The following is an 18,497-nucleotide window of genomic DNA, read 5'->3' as shown; positions in this document are numbered from 1 at the left end:
TGGTGCGCCAAGCTTAGTCTACCCGTCATAGCCCTGAATGATCACAAGATCGCCCATCGATACCGGGGCGCGCAGTGCTTTGGCTTTCTGGTATGCTTCGCTTTCGTAACAGGCAAGCGCATCCTCATAGCTGGGAAATTCGATCACGACGGTCCGGGCGCGCGCTGCGCCTTCCTTAACTTCGCGCTTTCCTCCGCGCGTCAGAAAGCGCGCACCATAAGCTGCAAAGGGTTCCGCATTTGCAGCAATGTAGGTCTTGTACGTGTCCATGTCGTCCACATCGACATGTGCAACCCAATAGCCTTTCATCAGGCTTGCCTCCTGTTCAGTTTCAAAAGCAGGGTGGTGAGAAGTGGCGGCAATTGCAATCCCACAACTTCAGGGTGATCAGGTGCGGTAGTGAATAGCGGCATGCGCCTGATCTGTTAACCACTTGATCATCTGGCGATAAGGAACCGGACCATAGCTGACGCGCGCAACCCCCAGTTCAGCCAGACGCGGTGTGCCGGGGGTGCCGGGCAGGGCGATGATGTTGACCGGTAGGTTCGTACGCTCGCACAGATGGCCGATCATCGCCTCGTCTTTCAGCCCCGGAGCAAAAAAACCACTGGCGCCCGCTGCCTCATAGGCCGAAGCACGGGCAATGGCGTCGTTCAGCATCGCCTCATCATGTGTTTCCGCCGGGGCCTTCAGGAAAATGTCGGTTCTTGCGTTGACATAGGCAGGTATGCCCGCGTCTTCGCAGGCCGCGCGCATGGCTCCGACGCGTTTGGCCTGAACCGTTGTATCGTACAGCCCGTCGCCGCCGATGATCTGATCTTCGAAGTTGAAACCAACCACGCCGCAACCCAGCGCACGCTTGACGTTTTGTGCAATGCCCTGTGGATCTTCGGCATATGCCCCTTCGAAATCCAGTGTCACCGGAAGATCAACCGCTGCAACGATGCGGCGCGCATTGTCCAATGCGGCCTCTAGCGGGATGTTCTGACCGTCGCCAAAACCCTGTGCCATGGCAACAGGTGCGCTGCCGGTGGCAATGGCTTGCGCGCCTGCGTCCCGCACCGCGCCGGCACTGCCGGCATCCCAGATGTTGAACAGAATGACGGGGTCGCCCTTTTTGTGAAGGCTGGTAAAGGTCTTCGCGCTTTGGGATTGATCGCTCATCGGGGCTCTCCTGTCGTGGTGTGATCAACAGTTAACCCCATGAGGGCAGACCGAGTAGAGGTTTTTTTGCTCGGTCGCGTCACATTGAAGTGACGGAAACCGCATGACCCGGTCCACGGCAAGATGGTCCGAGCCATGCTGGTGCATGGGCAGGCGGCGGTGCGTGCCTCAGGCTTCTTCTGCCGCGCCGGATACGAATTTTGCGCTGAAGTTGGCCTCACCCAAACGCTTCAACAGGTTCAACTGGGTGTCCAGCCAGTCCTTGTGGCCTTCTTCTTCCAGCAAGATGCGTTCGAACAGGGTCCTTGACCCGACATCGCCGACCTCGGCGGCCTGCAACGCGGCCTTGGTATAGAAGTCGACCGCCTCGGTTTCATCCTTCAGATCCGCGGCAAACATGTCTTCCAGAGACCCCGCGGCTGCCGGACTTTTCTGAAACGCAAGCTCGGGCACGCCGCCAAGGAACAGGATACGCTCGATGAACGCGTCGGAGTGGCCCAGTTCTTCCTGCATTTCAGCGCGCATTTTTTCGGCAAGGATGTCCAGCCCCCAGTCCTCCAGCACATGGGCATGCAGCTGATACTGGTGCGCCGCCGTCAGCTCCATGTGAAGCGCTTGTTGAAGGTTGGTAATCGTTGTTGCGTTGCTCATCGGAAATCTCCTGAAACTCTGAACGGCATCGAACATGTGTAAGCAGAAGTTCTGCTTACACCCACAGTTAAGAGATCAGCCCACACAAAACAACGCGGGGTGACAGTCCGACACAGCCCTAGGTCAGACCAGGCGCGAGGTGTCTTTCGCAGCGCGGACAAAATCGCGGAAGAGGGGATGCGGGTCGAACGGTTTGGATTTCAGTTCCGGATGGTACTGCACGCCGATGAACCATGGGTGATCCGACCATTCCACGATCTCCGGCAAGCGACCGTCCGGCGACATGCCCGAGAAGTTGAGCCCCGCCTTTTCAAGCTGCTCACGGTACTTGATGTCCACCTCATAACGGTGACGGTGGCGCTCCTCGATCTGTGTGCCGCCATAAACCTCGGCGACTTTCGATCCCTCTGCCAGCACCGCGTTGTAGGCGCCCAGACGCATGGTGCCGCCCTTGTCGTCGCCGACTTTGCGCTCGACCTTGTGGTTGCCCTGCACCCATTCCTTCAGATGGTACACGACGGGCTCAAAACGCTTTTTCCCGGCTTCATGGTCGAATTCCTCGGACCCTGCTTCGGTGATGCCAGCCGCATTCCGGGCGGCCTCGATCACGGCCATCTGCATACCCAGGCAGATGCCCAGATAGGGGACTTTGTGTTCGCGCGCATATTGCGCGGCCTTTATCTTGCCTTCGGTCCCGCGTTCGCCAAAGCCTCCGGGGACGAGGATGGCGTGGAAACCTTCAAGATACGGTGCGACGTCTTCGTTGTCGAACACCTCGGCGTCGACCCATTCGACCTTGACCTTGACCCGGTTGGCCATGCCGCCATGGGTCAGCGCCTCGGCAATCGACTTATAGGCGTCTTCAAGCTGTGTATACTTGCCCACGATGGCAACTTTCACTTCGCCCTCGGCGTTGTGGATGCGGTCGCTGACGTCTTCCCATTTTGCCAGATCGGGTTTGGGCGCAGGGCTGATCTGGAACGCGTCCAGAACGGCCTGATCCAGACCTTCGCGGTGATAGGCCAGCGGCGCGTCATAGATGGTGCTCAGATCCTGCGCTGCGATCACACTGTCGGGGCGCACGTTGCAGAACAAGGCGAGTTTTTCGCGTTCCTTGGTCGGGATCGGCCCTTCCGAGCGGCAGACCAGAATATCGGGCGCCAGACCGATCGAGCGCAGTTCCTTTACCGAGTGCTGAGTCGGTTTGGTCTTCAGTTCGCCCGAGGCCTTGATGTAAGGCAACAGTGTCAGGTGCATGAAAATGCACTGCCCGCGCGGCTTGTCCTGGCTGAACTGGCGGATCGCCTCGAAAAACGGCAGGCCCTCGATATCGCCCACGGTGCCGCCGATCTCACACAGCATGAAATCGACCTCATCCTCGCCAATGGCGATGAAATCCTTGATCTCGTTGGTGACGTGCGGGATCACCTGAATGGTCTTGCCCAGGTAATCGCCGCGGCGTTCCTTTTCGAGCACGTTGGAATAGATCCGCCCCGAGCTGACCGAGTCGGTCTTGCGTGCGGCCACCCCGGTGAAGCGTTCATAGTGGCCTAGGTCCAGATCGGTTTCCGCCCCGTCATCGGTGACGAAAACCTCACCATGTTCGAACGGCGACATCGTGCCCGGATCGACGTTCAGATAGGGGTCCAGCTTGCGCAGGCGTACCGAGTATCCCCGGGCCTGCAACAAGGCGCCCAACGCCGCCGAAGCCAGTCCTTTGCCCAAGGACGAAACCACACCACCAGTGATGAAAATAAAACGCGCCATAGTTTTTCGGCTGCTCCCGTGAGACGTCAAAATCAGCTGCCCGACGGTTTCGAAAAACCGCTGCATCACGGGACTTCACGTATAAAGGATTCGCGCCAAAAGCGCAAGAGAACCGCAAGATGCTGTTGCAGTCCTCTTCCAGGTTTCTAGGTTTTGTAGGTCAGTCGGCCTGCGGGATCAGCGGCGCGTTGTCGCCCTGTGCAGGCGGCAGAAGGTCATCCGCCGACGGAATTGCCGGAGTGTTTTCTTCGCTTGAAGCCGGAGCCGGGACGCCCAAACGGTCGATCACCGAGCTGCCCGAAGACTTCTGCGCCGCCAGAATGGTCAGCGTGATCGAGGTCACGATGAAGCAAGCGGCGAGGATCCAGGTCAGTTTGCCCAAAGCGGTCGCTGCTGCACGGCCTGTCATGGCACCACCGCCGCCGCCCATGCCAAGGCCACCGCCTTCGGACCGTTGCATCAGAACAACGGCAATCAGGCCCAGAGCCAAAAGAAGGTGGATGATGAGAACGACGTTTTCCATGGTGGTCCTGTACAGCGTGGCGTGTATCGCGTGGTACTTATGCAAGTTTGCCAGCGGGGGCAAGTCACGAGTTCGCATCACCGCACGTGATATGTCATATCACGTCAAAGGGACTGGACAGAACGCCGATGCGTGACGCAGGCTGCGGCCCATGCCTCATGACGACCACGACCACCCGCACGCCCTTTTGCCGCCCGAACCCGCGCTGCGCGTCAAAGCGCTGGAAACGATTCTGACCCGGAAGGGCCTGATCGACCCGGCGGCTCTGGACGAAATCATCGACACCTATCAGAACAAGATTGGCCCGCAGAACGGTGCGCGGGTGGTTGCCAAAGCCTGGCGCGACCCAGCTTTCAAGGCCGCGCTGCTGGAAGACGCCACCTCGATGGTCGCGGATCTTGGTTATTATGGTCGCCAGGGTGAACACATGGTTGTTGTCGAAAACACGCCAACCCGGCACAACATGGTCGTCTGCACCTTGTGCAGCTGCTATCCTTGGCCGTTGCTGGGTATCCCGCCGGGCTGGTACAAATCTGATGCCTACCGTGCCCGAGCGGTGCGTGAACCCCGCAAGGTACTGGCCGAATTCGGCCTCACCCTGCCTGAAGACACTTCGGTGCGGGTGTGGGATTCGACGGCCGAGGTTCGCTATCTCGTTCTGCCGATGCGTCCCGATGGAACTGATGGGATGGATGAGGAGGCGCTTGCCGCACTTGTGACACGTGACAGCATGATCGGCACGGGCCAGCCGAAGGCCCCTTCATGACCCGCGTTCACGATATGGGCGGCCGCTTTGGAGATGGTCCGATAAATCCCGAGGCCGAGGATGGGCCGGTTTTTGCCGAAGACTGGCACGCGCGGGCGCTTGCGGTGACACTTGCATCCGGCTTTCTGGGGCAGTGGAATATCGACGTATCCCGTCACGCAAGGGAACGGTTGTCGCCGAAGGACTACGCCCGGTTTTCATACTACGAGAAATGGATTTCGGGCCTGGCTGACCTGTTGGTTGAACGCGGCGTTCTTTCTCTGGATGACTTGCGCAGCGGCGGAGAGGATGGGCCGCATCCGTTGGCAGAACGGATACTCAAGGCGGACGCCGTGTCAGCCGCCCTGGCCAAAGGTGGGCCAGCGGACAGACCTTCGAACGTGGCGGTGCAGTTTTCTGTCGGTCAACAGGTGGTCACGACCCGTCCGGCGGGAAATCGCATTGTGGATGGCGGGCACACACGCCTGCCGAATTATGCGTCCGGTGCCAGGGGTCGAATACTGCGCCTGCACGGAACCCATGTCCTGCCCGATTCCAATGCCCATGGGCTGGGCGAAGCGCCCGAACCGATCTATGCCGTGGTCTTCCCCGCTTCGGAACTTTGGGCCAGCCCGGAGCATCCGGATGACGAAGTGGTTCTGGATCTCTGGCAAAGCTATCTGGAACCGGCATGAGCGGCTGCAATGAGCATTCAGCCCCAGAACCGGTGTTTGCCGAACCCTGGCACGCTCAGGTCTTTGCCGTCACCGTTGCCCTGAACGAGGCGGGGCGGTTCAATTGGTCCGATTGGGCGGCACGGTTCTCGGGCACATTGAAACGCCACGGGCTCGCGCGAGAGCTGGATGGCGGCGACGACTATTTCCGTGCATGGCTGGAAACGCTCGAGGGGTTGCTGGCCGAGCAGGGCGTCGCGCCGCCTCAGGAGGTAAAAGGGCTACATGAGTCTTGGGAAGAGGCTTATCTGACGACGCCTCATGGGCAACCGGTGCATCTGCGTTGATGCCGGGCAGGGGGCTCTGCCCCCGCCGCCCGTTCGGTGCGATTCCCCCGGGATATTTTCAGCCAGATGAAGCAGGGGATCCGCTTTTCATCTGGCCATAAATATCCCCGCCGGAGGCATCGCGCGATCGCGCGATTTTCATCTGCGGCGAAATATCGGTTTCCCTGCCGTTTGCGCCCCGCTATATGAGCCGGGTTTGATAACTCAGCGCAAAAGGACCGGATATGGCCAACGTGGTTGTTGTCGGCGCCCAGTGGGGTGACGAAGGAAAAGGCAAGATCGTCGACTGGCTCAGCGAACGGGCGGACGTGATCGCGCGTTTTCAGGGCGGGCATAATGCCGGACATACGCTGGTGATTGATGGCGAAGTTTACAAGCTGCACGCTCTGCCGTCCGGTGTCGTGCGCGGCGGTAAGCTGAGCGTCATCGGCAACGGCGTGGTGTTGGACCCCTGGCATTTGGTCAAAGAAATCGCGACCATCCAGGCACAAGGTGTGGAAATCACCCCCGATACGCTGATGATTGCCGAGAACACCCCGTTGATCCTGCCGATCCACGGCGAGTTGGATCGTGCGCGCGAACAGGCGGCCAGCAAGGGAACCAAGATCGGCACCACAGGTCGTGGGATTGGACCCGCTTATGAAGACAAGGTCGGGCGCCGTTCCGTTCGCGTCGCGGATCTGGCGGATGAGGCCACGCTCGAGGCTCGGGTGGACCGTGCTTTGCAGCACCATGACCCGCTGCGCAAGGGTCTGGGAATCGAGCCGGTCGACCGCGACGCGCTGATCGCCCAATTGAAAGAGATCGCGCAAGAGATTCTGCCGTTTGCCGCGCCTGTGTGGAAAGTGCTGAACGAAAAACGCAAAGCGGGTAAACGCATCCTGTTCGAAGGGGCGCAAGGCGCTCTGCTGGACATCGATTTCGGCACCTATCCATTCGTGACCTCGTCCAACGTGATCGCAGGTCAGGCCGCGACCGGGGTGGGGATTGGACCGGGATCGATCGACTTTGTGCTGGGGATTGTCAAAGCCTACACCACCCGTGTCGGCGAAGGCCCATTCCCGACAGAACTTGAGGATGCGGATGGTCAGCGCCTTGGGGAACGCGGGCATGAGTTCGGAACAACGACAGGTCGCAAGCGCCGCTGTGGCTGGTTTGATGCGTGCCTGGTCCGTCAGACCTGCGCGACCAGTGGCGTGAACGGGATCTCTCTGACAAAACTGGACGTTCTGGATGGGTTCGAAACCCTGAAGATCTGCACAGGCTATGAACTGGACGGCGAGCGCCTCGATTATCTGCCGACTGCCGCAGAACAGCAGGCGCGCTGCACCCCGATCTACGAAGAAATGCCGGGCTGGAGCGAATCCACCGAAGGCGCGCGCAGCTGGGCCGATCTGCCCGCCAACGCAATCAAGTATGTGCGCCGGGTGGAAGAGCTGATCGAATGCCCTGTGGCCCTTTTGTCCACCAGCCCGGAGCGGGACGACACCATTCTGGTGACCGACCCGTTTGCAGATTGATGAACAAAGAGCAGAAAACAGGTCTGAGCTATAAGGCGCGCCGGCGCTGGTCGTTGGTTATTCTTGTGATCGGCCTGCCACTTTACATTGTGGCGGTGGTGACGGTTCTGAACTGGCTGGAGCGCCCCCCGATATGGATGGAACTTCTGGTCTATATCGTTCTGGGCATTCTTTGGGCCCTGCCGTTCAAGTTCGTTTTTCGCGGCGTTGGCAAAGAGGACCCGGATCAATCCTGAGCCGGGCCATTGCTCGGACCAAGGCGGCTGGTCGGGCCCGGTACAATGGGCAACGCTGTGTCTTGTTTAACAACGTGCGTTTGTCTCTGGGCGCGCCATAGCAAAAGGGCCGGGGTTCACCCGGCCCTTTTTTGTCAATTGGCGCGGCAGTCAGCCTACTGCGCGCTCATCATCAGGTCGGAAGCCGATCAGGTCAGAGGCCGCAAAACGTCCGCCGCCGGCTTTTTCGATTTTTCCATCGCGCAGCAACTGTCCGAAGGAGCGCAGGCTTTCTTCGCGATTGAACTCATCCTGCTTCAAAGAACGGACTTTGTTCATAAGTTGCGGGCGCGAGAATTGTTGCTGTCCTTCGATGAAAGACAGGTAGGCTGCGGCCGCTTCAAGCAGGTCCTGGAGCGACTGTGCACCCTGATCCTGTGCGAATTGCGCAAAACCGCCTTCTTCCGACCCGGTTTCTTCCACCTGAGTGGTCACGCGACGCGGCATCACGGGGCCATTGGATTCGCTTTGATCGTCCACGCGCTGCTCAGCAACCAGCTTCAACGGAGCCGGAGCGTCTGCTTCCGGGCGTATGCTGGTCACGTTAACTTCGGGGCGGCGCGGGCTGACCGCTGACGCAAGATCAACGCGATACTCATCAACAGGCGAGGTTTTCGGGGCCGGTTGGTCATCACGGTCGGCCTCGGTCGCGGCAACGGCGGTGCGAAGGTGCGAATAGGTTTCTCGCGCGTCGCTGCTGGAGGGATCCTCCATATGTTCACCGGTTTTGGCCATCAGTCGCGAGATATCCTGATCAGGATCGGCGTCATCCGTCAGTTTTTGGCTTGAACGACCTGCCATGTCTTTTTCGATTTCGGAAATCTCGGACAGCAGCTGAATTTCGTCCTCTTCCGACAATACTCCTTGCGCCTGATCGTCTTGCGGCTCGTCATCTGCTTCATCTTCGGATTCGATCGCCACGTCTTCGACGTTGAGGATGTTTGGAACATCTTCTTCGTCGATTTCCTCGTCGGTATCCTCTTCAAGATCCGAAAACAGGGGCTCAGCAGGAAGCTGCGCGTCGTTTGTTGCGATCTCGATTTCTTCATCCCGCAGGTGGTCGGGGGTCAGCTGCACCTGCTGTTCGGAATTGTTCTCGATATTCGGCGCGGCGGATTCGAAGGCCTGGTGTTCAGATACTGCCGGCGCGTCGTCTTGTACCTCTTCGGCGTCAAGCGCTTGCAGATCCTCGATTTCTGCGGCCTCGGGCTGAGCAGGTTCAGCAAAGTCATCCGCATTGAGAGCACCTGCTTCGAACGCAGCGGCCACGGCGTCCACCGGGGGGGCGGTGTTGGCCAGCAGCGAAGATTCCTCGTCTTCGGAATAGGCAGTGGGGGGGACGTCCGAATGGGAAACAACGGCCCGGATGCGTTGCAGTTTTGCGGCAATGCTGTCGGCCGGCGGAGATGTGGTGGCATCGACGGCCTCCGCGTTCGTGAACGCGGTCTGCCCCGGGCTTGCTTGCGCATATCCGGGAGGGGGGGTGGTCATAGCATCTGCATTTTGCGCATGCGGGCCCGTTGCGTCAGAAGCGACCGGTGCCGGGGCTTCAGTATTTGGAGCGGCACGCAGCAGAAGCCCGGATTCGTTTTGGCTGGCTTCGACGCGTTGCGATGCGTCGCGGCGTGCGATACGGGTCAGCATTTCGGCGTCTGGTTGTGGAGGCTCTGAGCCGAAGTAACGATCATCTGCAGCAAGATCGCGGAAATATTCGGCAATGGCTTTCATCGTTTCAAAGGAATCGTCGAATCCTTCCAAAGTGCAGGAGAAGGTTCCATATGAAACGGTTAATACCTTGTTATTCTGTACCATCAGACGCACGTCCTTTACAAACTACGAGAGCCCACTTACCCGGAATCGGGAGCACACGAGGGCTCTGAACTTTATGCATGAACCTATCATTTTGTGGTCTTAATGTGTCCAAATCCGGGAAAAATGGCCAATCTTTGGAAAAATGAACCAATTGTACGCTCTGCCGATCCAATCGGGTTGTTTGGGGGTGGTTTTGTCGGTTCCGAGGACCTGAATTTGGTGCTGAACCGCGTCACCTCTGTCGTTGCAGCTGATGGTGGAGCGGCAGTTCTGACAGAATCAGGCCGGATTCCGGATGCGGTCATCGGGGACTTCGATTCGCTGGACAAAGCAACGAAAGCCAATATCCCGTCTGATCGGCTTTTTGCCATTCGTGAACAGGACAGCACCGATTTCGACAAGGCCTTGCGCAATGTGCAGGCTCCACTGGTTTTGGGGGCCGGTTTTCTGGGCGGACGGCTTGACCATCAGCTTGCTGTTCTGAACGTGCTGGTCAGACGTCGGGAACAGGCCTGCATTCTGCTGGGCGCGCATGAGGTGGTGTTTCACGCACCCCGCCAAATGCGGCTGCCGGTTTTGCCGGGGGATGTGGTGTCGCTGTTTCCAATGCGCCCTGTGACGGGGCGCAGCACCGGGCTGGAATGGCCCATCGACGGCCTTCTGTTGCAACCGGACGACCAGGTGGGCACCTCCAATCGCGCACTGTCGGATGTTGAATTGCAGATGGATGGGCCCGGCCTGTTGGTGATGGTTCCCCGCGCCGCACTCGATCCGCTTATGCAGGTGTTTCTGTCGGGGCAGAGCGAGCGGTGGCCCGTTCACGAAGAATAACGTACAAACCGGCGGCGACGGTAATCATGATCCCAACCGCCGCCAGCCCGTCGGGCAGGTCGCTGAAGATTGCCCAGCCAATCAGAGTCGCCACAGGGATTTCCAGATATTGCATCGGGGCCAGCGTGGCCGAAGGTGCATAGCGCAGCGACCATGTCATCAGCAGATGTGCGACAGTTCCCAAAACTCCTATCGCGATCAGCAGCCAAAACATGTCGGGGGCGGGCAAGGCGGCTGACAGGTTCCAGATACCAAGCGATGTTCCGATCACGAGGACAGGAACCAGCCCCACAGTTGCCATGACACCAGACACCGCCTGCAAGGAAATCGGATCAGTTTCCTTGGCGATTTGCCGCGTGACCAGCATGAACAGGGCAAAGACCACGGCAACGATCAACGGCAGCAGGGCAGGTAAGCCCACCTCGGCAAAGCTGGGCTGTATGACCAGGAGTGTGCCGATGAAACCGACGATGCAGGCCACCAGGCGCCGCGCGCCGACCTCTTCGCCCAGAACGTATCTGCCCAGCAGCAACATGATGAACGGCATGACAAATGCAATGGCGATGGCATCAGCCAGGGGTAGGAACTGCAACGCACTGAACATCGCGGTTATGCCGATGATGTGCAGCAGCGTGCGGATGACTGTCAGGCGCAGGATACGCCCGTGCATCCGCCAGGGCCGGCCTGTCATCATCACCAGCGGGATGAGAATCAGCGCTTGTACCGCGAACCGGGCTGCAACCAGCAAACCCAACGGTGTCGTTTCGCCCAACAGCTTTGCCATCGCATCCCCCAAGGGTGCAAGCACGCAAAAACCGAGCATCAAGAAGATGCCAAAGACGGGACGATCCTGAGTCATGCGCGCGACGCTATCTGCTTCGCGGCGCAGTGGAAAGGTCGAATGTCAGGCGTCGGGCAGGGGTTGAACCTTTGTGTAATCCGGCCCGGTGCAGGTGGGCAGGTTGTCATCCAGATGCAGCCAGCTCAGCCTTTCTTCATGAGACACGTGCAATGTGGGCTGCATTGCCTCGGGGTTCTCCAAAGTGGCGACGTAAAGATGCAGCACATCCGACATTTTGGCCGAGCGGAACGAGATTGGCGTGCCGCAATCCGGGCAAAAGCTGCGCTCGACTCCGGGCGAAGAGTTGAAGCGTTTCGGCTCTTCTCCGATCCAGCGCCACTGCCCGTCACGAACCGCGAAATAGGTTGTCATCGGCGCGGCGCATTGGCGTCGGCAGCTGTCGCAATGACAGGTGACGCAGGACAGGGCAGGAGGGTCGATTTCGTACTTGATGCTGCCGCACAGGCAATGTCCACGCATATCGACCCCCATTTGTTGCGATCTCAGCAGTTTGGCACGTTCACGGCCAATCCACCAAGCGAGGTTTCCTTGTATTTTTCGTGCATGTCATGACCGGTCTGACGCATCGTTTCGATCACCGCATCCAGCGGCACGAAATGCTCGCCATCCCCGCGAAGGGACAAAGACGCAGCGGACACAGCCTTGATGGCCCCCAGCCCGTTGCGTTCGATACAGGGCACCTGAACCAACCCGGCGACGGGATCGCAGGTCATGCCCAAATGATGCTCCAACGCGATCTCGGCGGCGTTTTCAACCTGTTCGGGCGTACCGCCCATCACGGCGCAGAGCCCCGCCGCGGCCATGGCTGATGCGCTGCCGACCTCGGCCTGACACCCCGCTTCGGCCCCCGAGATGGACGCATTGTATTTGACCAGCCCGCCAATCGCGGCCGCGGTCAGAAGGAAATCTTCGATATGGCTCTCCGAGGCACCGGGAACGTGGTCCAGGTAATAGCGCAGCACCGCAGGAAGAACGCCCGCCGCCCCGTTGGTCGGTGCCGTTACGACTTGCCCACCGGCGGCGTTTTCTTCGTTGACCGCCATGGCGTAGACACTCATCCAGTCGTTGATCGTGTGCGGCGCGGTCAGGTTCATGCCGCGTTCGGCCATCAGCGCGTCATAGATACCCTTTGCCCTGCGTCGCACTTTCAGCCCGCCGGGCAGAATGCCGTCGGTCGTCAAACCGCGTTCGATACAGGCATTCATGACGTCCCACAGACGGGCGCATCCTTTGGCGAAACTGTCGGCGCAGCCGCGCGCAATCTCATTGGCGCGCTTCATCTCGGCGATGGTTTTGCCGCTGGATTTGGCCATCTCCAGCATTTCAGCCGCGGACTTGAACGGGAACGGCACCGGTGCGCCCTCATCCGTTGCCTTGCCTTCGGCCAGTTCTTCTTCGGTCAGGACAAAACCACCACCGATGGAATAGAACACCTGGCGCAGGATCACGTCCCCCTGCGCGTCCGTGGCCATCAGGATCATCCCGTTGGCGTGTCCCGGCAGGTTGGTGTCATAGTCGAAAATCAGGTCTGTATTGGGATCGAACTGAAGCGTCGGCAGGCCGTCGGGGGTAACCGTGTGCGTCTTGGCGATATCCGCCAATGCGGCCTCGGCCTTGTCGTTGTCATAGGTGTCCGGAACAAAGCCGGCCAGGCCCAGTATGGTCGCCCGGTCGGTCGCATGGCCGACGCCGGTAAAGGCGAGCGAGCCATGCAGCGAGCCCTTCAGACCCGCAAATTCAAAGGGTGAAGCACGCATCATATCCAGAAAGCGCGCCGCCGCCACCATGGGGCCCATGGTGTGGGAGGAGGACGGGCCGATGCCCACTTTGAACATATCGAAGACAGAGAGGAACATGTCAGGTAGCTGAGCCTTCTAAGGGGTTGGCGTAAATTGGAGAGGTGTAGGGTGCGGGGCCCAGACCCTCGGCCGCGATGGCCGTGTGAGTGGCGGGGCGTGTCTCGAGCTGTGCCAGGATGGTTTGCAGGGCCGGGGTGTCAGACAGCGCATACCAACTGCGATCTGCCTCGGCCGGATACAAGGCCATCCAACGCATCATGCAGGCGACATAATAGGTCACAACCGACGGGCATTCCGCGCAAAACCAGGCTGGCGCGCGTTTTGCCAGCGCGTCCAGCAGTTGCAGGTGCTGCTTCAAACGGGGTCTGATGCCTGCGCGCAGGGTATCAGCCTGTGGTGGGGTGATGTATTTCTCGGCATAGAACAGAATGCGCAGATCGGCGTGCAGCGTGTTGGACGCAAAGAACAGCCATTTCAAAAACTCTGCGCGTTCGGGGGCGCCTGCCGCCGGGGCCAGTTGCCCGTGGCGCTCGGACAGCCACAGCAGGATTGCCGCCGTTTCAAAGATCGGCCCTTGCGGAGTTTCAAGCACCGGGATCAGCCCGTTCGGGTTCAATGCCCTGTACGCCGCGCTGTCCTGTTCGTTGCGACGGCGATCGACCAGCACAGTTTCATAGGGCACACCCATTTCTTCCAGCACCAGCCGGATCACCAGCGAGGCGTTGTCAGGGGCGTAGTGCAGGCGGTATCGGGTCAACATGCGGGCAATCTATATGACAAAGATGAGGGCGTAAGACATGATTGCGACGTTTCCGATAGGAAACGCGCAGTCTTCAGGCATCTTTACGCTTGCCGAACCGCAAAATGTGGTCGCAGTCGCGCGGCGCATTCCCTATAACTCCGGCAGGCCAAACTGGGAAAGCTGCTATGACCGGAGAACTGTCGCCCATCGACACCGCAAAATACGTGGCCGCATGTCGTGCCGCCGAGATGGTCGAGGACGGCATGCGCGTGGGTCTTGGAACGGGATCCACTGCGGCCTGGCTGGTCCGTCGTTTGGGCGAACGGGTGCAGGACGAAGGTCTGCGGATCAAGGGCGTTCCCACGTCCACCCGCACCGCGCAGCTGGCACGCGAGGTCGGGATCGAAGTCATTTCTCTGGATCAGGCCGGGTGGCTGGACATGACCATCGACGGCGCGGATGAATTCGACGCCGACCTGAACCTGATCAAGGGCGGCGGCGGCGCGCATTTGCAGGAAAAGATCGTTGCCACGGCCAGCGATCAGATGATCGTCATCGCAGATGCGGGGAAAGAGGTGGAAACGCTGGGTGCTTTCCCCTTGCCGGTCGAGGTTGTTCCATTTGGCTGGCAAACCACGCGAACACTGATCGAAGAAGCGCTGGACGCGATGGATGTACTTGGAACCTCGTCGGCGCTGCGTATGAATGGCGCGGCCCCGTTCGTGACTGATGAGGGCAACCACATTCTCGACCTGCATCTGCAACGCATCGGCAATCCGCGTCAGATGGCCCTGATCCTCAACCAGGTTCCCGGCGTGGTGGAAAACGGCCTGTTCATCGATATCTGTGACAAGGTCATCATCGGCCATGGCGACGGGCGGGTCGAATTGCGGGATATCAACGCGGGTACCCTGGAACTGAATCAGCTGCTGAGCGGATCCCGGGAAAACCTGTTTTCCGACCAAACGGACTGAGTTTTATGCAAGCCAATCGGACAAGCGTCGGCAAAAGATCGAAAATTCCACGCCCGGGGGTTGGCACCGGGGTTTTCGCGCCCAGATATCCAGAGGATTTTTGCAAGTTGAACGAAGGAACCCGGCATGAGCTTTGACTATGATCTTTTTGTGATCGGCGGAGGCTCGGGCGGGGTCCGGGCGGCACGCGTGGCGGCGGGTGAAGCCGGTGCAAAGGTCGCGCTGGCTGAAGAAGATCGCTATGGCGGCACCTGTGTGATCCGGGGCTGCGTGCCTAAGAAACTGATGGTCTTTGCCAGTGAATACTCGGGCATGATCAAAGATGCGCAAGCTTATGGTTGGGATGTTCAGTCTGGCGCGTTTGACTGGGACATGTTTCACGGCAAACTGGTTGCCGAACTGGACCGGTTGGAAGGGATTTATCGCAGCATCCTGAAAAACAACGGCGTTGAAAGCTTTGATCAGCGGGCGCGCCTGGTGGATGCGCACACGGTCGAGCTGGCCGATGGCACCCGGAAAACTGCCAAACACATCTTGATTGCAACAGGCGGTCGACCGGTGGTGCCGGATTTCCCGGGATCGGATCTTGCGATCACGTCGAACGAGATTTTCCATCTGGATAAACTGCCCGAAAGCATTCTGATTGTTGGTGGCGGTTATATCGCCAGCGAATTTGCCGGGATCATGAACGGTCTGGGCGTCAAGACCACGCAATTCTATCGCGGTGCGCAGATCCTGCGTGGCTTTGATGAAGAAGCGCGTGGGCTGATCTGCGAAGAGATGCGCCAGAACGGCATCGACGTACGGCTGGGCACCAATGTGCTGGAAATGGCCAAAGATGGCGACCAGATACGTGTCAAGGCGACGGACGGCACCGAGGATCGTTTTGACGTGGTCATGTACGCCACGGGCCGGGCGCCGAATGCCGATAACCTCGGGCTGGAAGAGCTGGGCGTTGAACGTGGGCGCAAGGGCGAGATCGTCGTGGATGAATACAGCCAGACCGCCGTTCCGTCGATCTATGCCATTGGCGATGTCACCGACCGGGTCAACCTGACACCCGTGGCCATCCGCGAGGGTATGGCTTTTGTGGAAACCGTCTTCAAAGGCAACCCGACCCCTGTGGATCACGCGCTGATCCCAACCGCCATTTTCACGCAACCGGAATTCGGCACAGTCGGCCTGAGCGAGGAAGAAGCCTCGGCCCAGGAACCGATCGATGTGTATGCCACTTCGTTCAAACCGATGCAGAAGGCGTTTGCCGGTGGCACGCAACGCGTTCTGATGAAACTGATCGTCAGCCAGGGCACCCGCAAGGTTCTGGGCTGCCATATTGTTGCCCCCGGAGCAGGAGAGATGATCCAGCTGGCCGGAATTGCCGTAAAGATGGGCGCGACAAAGGAAGATTTCGATCGCACGGTTGCAGTACATCCCGTTATGGCGGAAGAACTGGTGACAATGCGGCAACCTGTACGCTCCGCTTGATTTGCAAGCGCGCGCACACAAGTTACAAGTGTGCCCGTGATCACACGGGCCTAAACGAAGGAAATGATACATATGGCGGGCAACAGCGGTGGCCCCTGGGGGGGCGGAGGCTCTTCAGGAGGTGGAGGAAATCGGGGTAACAACGGGGACGGGCGACGCCCACCCGAAGGCGACGGCCCGCAGATTCCCGAGATCGACGAGCTGATGAAAAAAGGCCAGGAGCAGCTGCGCGTCCTGATGGGCGGTCGCGGCGGCGGTGGCCGTGGTGGCAGCGGTGGTCAGGGCGGTGGAGGCCCGGCCTTTACCAAAGGTACAGTTGCGATTGGTCTGGTGGCGGCTGCCGTTTTGTGGGGGCTGGCCAGCTTTTATACTGTAAAACCGGAAGAACAGTCAGTTGAGCTGTTTCTGGGTGAGTTTTCTGCGGTTGGCAATCCGGGTCTGAACTTCGCGCCATGGCCGTTTGTCACTGCCGAGGTGATTCCGGTCACCCGCGAACAGACCGAAGATATGGGCGGAGCCCGGGGCAGCGACGATGGCCTCATGCTGACCGGCGACGAGAACGTGGTCGATATCGATTATCAGGTCGTCTGGAATATCAACGACCCGGCCAAGTTCCTTTTCAATCTGCGTGATCCGCGTCAGACGATCCGTGCCGTGTCGGAATCGGCGATGCGTGAGATTATCGCGCAGAGCGAGCTGGCACCAATCCTGAACCGGGATCGCGGCATCATTGCTGAGCGCCTTCAGGAACTGATCCAGACGACGATGGACAGCTACGATTCGGGTGTGAACATCATCCGCGTGAACTTTGACAAGGCCGACCCGCCGCAGGACGTGATCGCCGCCTTCCGCGATGTTCAGGCCGCCGCGCAGGAGCGTGACCGCTTGCAGAACGTGGCGGACGCCTACGCCAACCGGGTTTTGGCTGAGGCGCGCGGTGAAGCTGCCCAGGTTCTGGAAGAAGCCGAAGCCTACCGCGCACAACAGATCAACAGCGCCATGGGTGAGGCCAGCCGTTTCAGCGCGGTTCTGGAAGAATATTCCAAAGCGCCTGATGTGACTCGCAAACGTCTGTACCTGGAGCGGATGGAGCAGGTTCTGGGTGACGTGGACAAGATCATTCTGGACGAAAACTCGACCGGATCGGGGCAGGGCGTCGTACCTTACCTGCCGCTGAACGAACTGCGCCGCAATTCCGGACAGGAGAGCAACTGATGCGTAAAGCGACCTTTATTCTGCCGATCGTTTTCATCGCGATTGTTGGTGTACTGTCCTCGATCTTCATCGTGGATGAACGTGAGCGCGCGTTGGTTCTGCAATTTGGCCGCGTTGTTGCGGTCAAGGAAGAGCCGGGTCTGGCGTTCAAGATCCCGCTGATTCAGGAAGTTGTCCGCTATGACGACCGGATCCTGTCCATCGACGTTCAGCCGTTGGAGGTTACGCCTCTGGATGATCGCCGACTGGTGGTTGATGCCTTCGCCCGCTATCGGATTTCTGATCTGGAACAGTTCCGTCAGGCCGTTGGTGTGGGTGGTATTCCGGTCGCCGAAGACCGTCTGGATCGTATCCTGCGCGCTGAAACCCGCGAAGTACTGGGTTCGGTCTCCTCGCGTGACATCCTCAGTTCAGACCGTGCCGCGCTGATGCTGCGCATCCGCAACAGCGCGATTGCCGAAGCGCGGGCGCTGGGCGTCAACGTGATCGACGTGCGCCTGAAAGCGACCGACCTGCCGCAGGCGAACCTCGAGGCAACATTCGACCGGATGAAGGCTGAACGCGAACGTGAGGCGACCGACGAGCGCGCCCGCGGTAACGAAGCTGCACAACGTGTTCGCGCGCAGGCAGACCGTACCGTGGTCGAACTGGTCTCGGATGCCCGTCGTGAGGCGGAAATCATCCGCGGTGAAGCTGACGCCGAACGCAACGCGATCTTTGCCGAAGCGTATGGTGCAGACCCGGAGTTCTTCGAGTTCTACCGTTCGCTGACCGCGTATGAAAATGCGCTGCAAGGTGGTAATAGCTCATTGATCCTGAGCCCGGATTCCGAGTTTTTCAACTACCTCGCTTCGCCAAACGGACGGCGAGCACCGGCGGCTGCGGCGTCTGAATAATGGGTATGATCCTTCTGGCTTTCGGGCTGGTACTGATTGTCGAGGGGCTGGCCTATGCGCTGGCCCCTTCGCTTATAGAGCGGATGCTTGAAGCCTTGCGGGACATGCCAGAGCAAGCCCGGCGCCTGGTCGGATTGCTATGCGTGATCAGCGGTTTGGTCCTGCTTTGGGGCGCGCAACAATTGGGATTTTGACGCTGTGGTTTCACTTGCTGG

21 protein-coding genes are annotated in these 18,497 nt (G+C 59.5%); 11 read left to right on the top strand and 10 right to left on the bottom strand.

All coding sequences use genetic code 11. The features are described 5' to 3' along the window. Nucleotides 1-18: 18 nt before the first annotated feature. The 5 genes from GOW56_RS19135 to secG form a co-directional block, all read right to left on the bottom strand. Complete coding sequence (locus GOW56_RS19135; RefSeq protein WP_152457571.1) at nucleotides 19-312, bottom strand: DUF1330 domain-containing protein; 294 nt, start codon at nucleotides 310-312, stop codon at nucleotides 19-21. Nucleotides 313-387: 75 nt separating this feature from the next. Next, nucleotides 388-1,164: an isocitrate lyase/phosphoenolpyruvate mutase family protein gene (locus GOW56_RS19130; RefSeq protein ID WP_171206889.1), complete on the bottom strand. Its 777-nt coding sequence runs from the start codon at nucleotides 1,162-1,164 to the stop codon at nucleotides 388-390. 168 nt (nucleotides 1,165-1,332) lie between these two features. Then, on the bottom strand, nucleotides 1,333-1,815 hold the full coding sequence (locus tag GOW56_RS19125; protein WP_170346557.1) for a bacterioferritin: 483 nt from the start codon (nucleotides 1,813-1,815) through the stop codon (nucleotides 1,333-1,335). A 123-nt stretch (nucleotides 1,816-1,938) separates the two neighbouring features. Further along, nucleotides 1,939-3,582: a CTP synthase gene (locus GOW56_RS19120; RefSeq protein WP_170346558.1), complete on the bottom strand. Its 1,644-nt coding sequence runs from the start codon at nucleotides 3,580-3,582 to the stop codon at nucleotides 1,939-1,941. Between the two features lie 160 nt (nucleotides 3,583-3,742). Beyond that, nucleotides 3,743-4,105 carry a preprotein translocase subunit SecG gene (secG, locus tag GOW56_RS19115; protein WP_170346559.1) on the bottom strand — a complete coding sequence of 121 codons (363 nt, stop codon included), beginning with the start codon at nucleotides 4,103-4,105 and terminating at the stop codon, nucleotides 3,743-3,745. A 151-nt stretch (nucleotides 4,106-4,256) separates the two neighbouring features. Between secG and nthA the strand changes: the two genes are divergently transcribed. The 5 genes from nthA to GOW56_RS19090 all read left to right on the top strand — a co-directional run bounded on the left by nthA (nucleotide 4,257) and on the right by GOW56_RS19090 (nucleotide 7,627). Continuing rightward, nucleotides 4,257-4,871, top strand: coding sequence for a nitrile hydratase subunit alpha (gene nthA, locus GOW56_RS19110; RefSeq protein ID WP_171206888.1), 615 nt, complete (start codon nucleotides 4,257-4,259; stop codon nucleotides 4,869-4,871). Then, on the top strand, nucleotides 4,868-5,545 hold the full coding sequence (nthB, locus tag GOW56_RS19105; protein ID WP_171206887.1) for a nitrile hydratase subunit beta: 678 nt from the start codon (nucleotides 4,868-4,870) through the stop codon (nucleotides 5,543-5,545). Before nthA ends, nthB begins: the two co-directional genes overlap by 4 nt. After that, on the top strand, nucleotides 5,542-5,871 hold the full coding sequence (locus GOW56_RS19100) for a nitrile hydratase accessory protein (protein WP_171170569.1): 330 nt from the start codon (nucleotides 5,542-5,544) through the stop codon (nucleotides 5,869-5,871). Before nthB ends, GOW56_RS19100 begins: the two co-directional genes overlap by 4 nt. A 224-nt stretch (nucleotides 5,872-6,095) precedes the next feature. Next, the gene (locus GOW56_RS19095) at nucleotides 6,096-7,391 is read left to right on the top strand and encodes an adenylosuccinate synthase (protein ID WP_152457579.1); all 1,296 of its coding nucleotides are present in this window, start codon (nucleotides 6,096-6,098) and stop codon (nucleotides 7,389-7,391) included. Then, the gene (locus GOW56_RS19090) at nucleotides 7,391-7,627 is read left to right on the top strand and encodes a DUF2842 domain-containing protein (RefSeq protein WP_152457580.1); all 237 of its coding nucleotides are present in this window, start codon (nucleotides 7,391-7,393) and stop codon (nucleotides 7,625-7,627) included. The genes GOW56_RS19095 and GOW56_RS19090 overlap by 1 nt, the downstream gene beginning before the upstream one ends. Nucleotides 7,628-7,777: 150 nt before the next feature. Here GOW56_RS19090 and GOW56_RS19085 read toward each other — a convergent pair whose 3' ends face one another. Next, complete coding sequence (locus tag GOW56_RS19085) at nucleotides 7,778-9,478, bottom strand: hypothetical protein (RefSeq protein WP_171206886.1); 1,701 nt, start codon at nucleotides 9,476-9,478, stop codon at nucleotides 7,778-7,780. A 123-nt stretch (nucleotides 9,479-9,601) separates the two neighbouring features. Between GOW56_RS19085 and GOW56_RS19080 the strand changes: the two genes are divergently transcribed. Next, nucleotides 9,602-10,309 (top strand): thiamine diphosphokinase, encoded by a 708-nt coding sequence (locus GOW56_RS19080; protein WP_171206885.1) that lies wholly within the window; start codon nucleotides 9,602-9,604, stop codon nucleotides 10,307-10,309. Here GOW56_RS19080 and GOW56_RS19075 read toward each other — a convergent pair. The 4 genes from GOW56_RS19075 to GOW56_RS19060 are packed head-to-tail and all read right to left on the bottom strand — an operon-like array spanning nucleotide 10,254 to nucleotide 13,730. After that, nucleotides 10,254-11,168 carry a DMT family transporter gene (locus tag GOW56_RS19075; protein ID WP_171206884.1) on the bottom strand — a complete coding sequence of 305 codons (915 nt, stop codon included), beginning with the start codon at nucleotides 11,166-11,168 and terminating at the stop codon, nucleotides 10,254-10,256. The genes GOW56_RS19080 and GOW56_RS19075 overlap by 56 nt on opposite strands. A gap of 45 nt (nucleotides 11,169-11,213) precedes the next feature. After that, nucleotides 11,214-11,630, bottom strand: coding sequence for a GFA family protein (locus tag GOW56_RS19070; RefSeq protein WP_171206883.1), 417 nt, complete (start codon nucleotides 11,628-11,630; stop codon nucleotides 11,214-11,216). A 23-nt stretch (nucleotides 11,631-11,653) separates the two neighbouring features. Then, nucleotides 11,654-13,027, bottom strand: coding sequence for an L-serine ammonia-lyase (locus GOW56_RS19065; RefSeq protein WP_171170577.1), 1,374 nt, complete (start codon nucleotides 13,025-13,027; stop codon nucleotides 11,654-11,656). A gap of 1 nt (nucleotide 13,028) precedes the next feature. Further along, complete coding sequence (locus GOW56_RS19060; RefSeq protein ID WP_171206882.1) at nucleotides 13,029-13,730, bottom strand: glutathione S-transferase family protein; 702 nt, start codon at nucleotides 13,728-13,730, stop codon at nucleotides 13,029-13,031. 167 nt (nucleotides 13,731-13,897) lie between these two features. On the opposite strand from GOW56_RS19060, the gene rpiA reads away from it, so the two are divergent. From rpiA to GOW56_RS19035, 5 genes are all read left to right on the top strand, one after another. Beyond that, a complete protein-coding gene (gene rpiA, locus GOW56_RS19055) occupies nucleotides 13,898-14,686 on the top strand; it encodes a ribose-5-phosphate isomerase RpiA (protein ID WP_171206881.1) in 789 nt (262 codons plus the stop codon). A 126-nt stretch (nucleotides 14,687-14,812) separates the two neighbouring features. Further along, on the top strand, nucleotides 14,813-16,171 hold the full coding sequence (gene gor, locus GOW56_RS19050) for a glutathione-disulfide reductase (protein ID WP_171206880.1): 1,359 nt from the start codon (nucleotides 14,813-14,815) through the stop codon (nucleotides 16,169-16,171). Between the two features lie 72 nt (nucleotides 16,172-16,243). Beyond that, entirely contained in the window at nucleotides 16,244-17,386 is a 1,143-nt protein-coding gene (gene hflK, locus GOW56_RS19045; protein WP_171170586.1) for an FtsH protease activity modulator HflK, read from the top strand. Next, entirely contained in the window at nucleotides 17,386-18,282 is an 897-nt protein-coding gene (hflC, locus tag GOW56_RS19040; protein ID WP_171119562.1) for a protease modulator HflC, read from the top strand. Before hflK ends, hflC begins: the two co-directional genes overlap by 1 nt. Beyond that, nucleotides 18,282-18,476 (top strand): DUF2065 domain-containing protein, encoded by a 195-nt coding sequence (locus GOW56_RS19035; RefSeq protein WP_152457591.1) that lies wholly within the window; start codon nucleotides 18,282-18,284, stop codon nucleotides 18,474-18,476. Before hflC ends, GOW56_RS19035 begins: the two co-directional genes overlap by 1 nt. Nucleotides 18,477-18,497 lie beyond the last annotated feature (21 nt).

The sequence above is a fragment of the Ruegeria sp. HKCCA0235A genome (assembly GCF_013033235.1).
GTDB lineage: Bacteria > Pseudomonadota > Alphaproteobacteria > Rhodobacterales > Rhodobacteraceae > Ruegeria.
The sequence above is the reverse complement of the archived record's forward strand: the minus strand, read 5'-3'. Positions and strand labels throughout refer to the sequence as shown.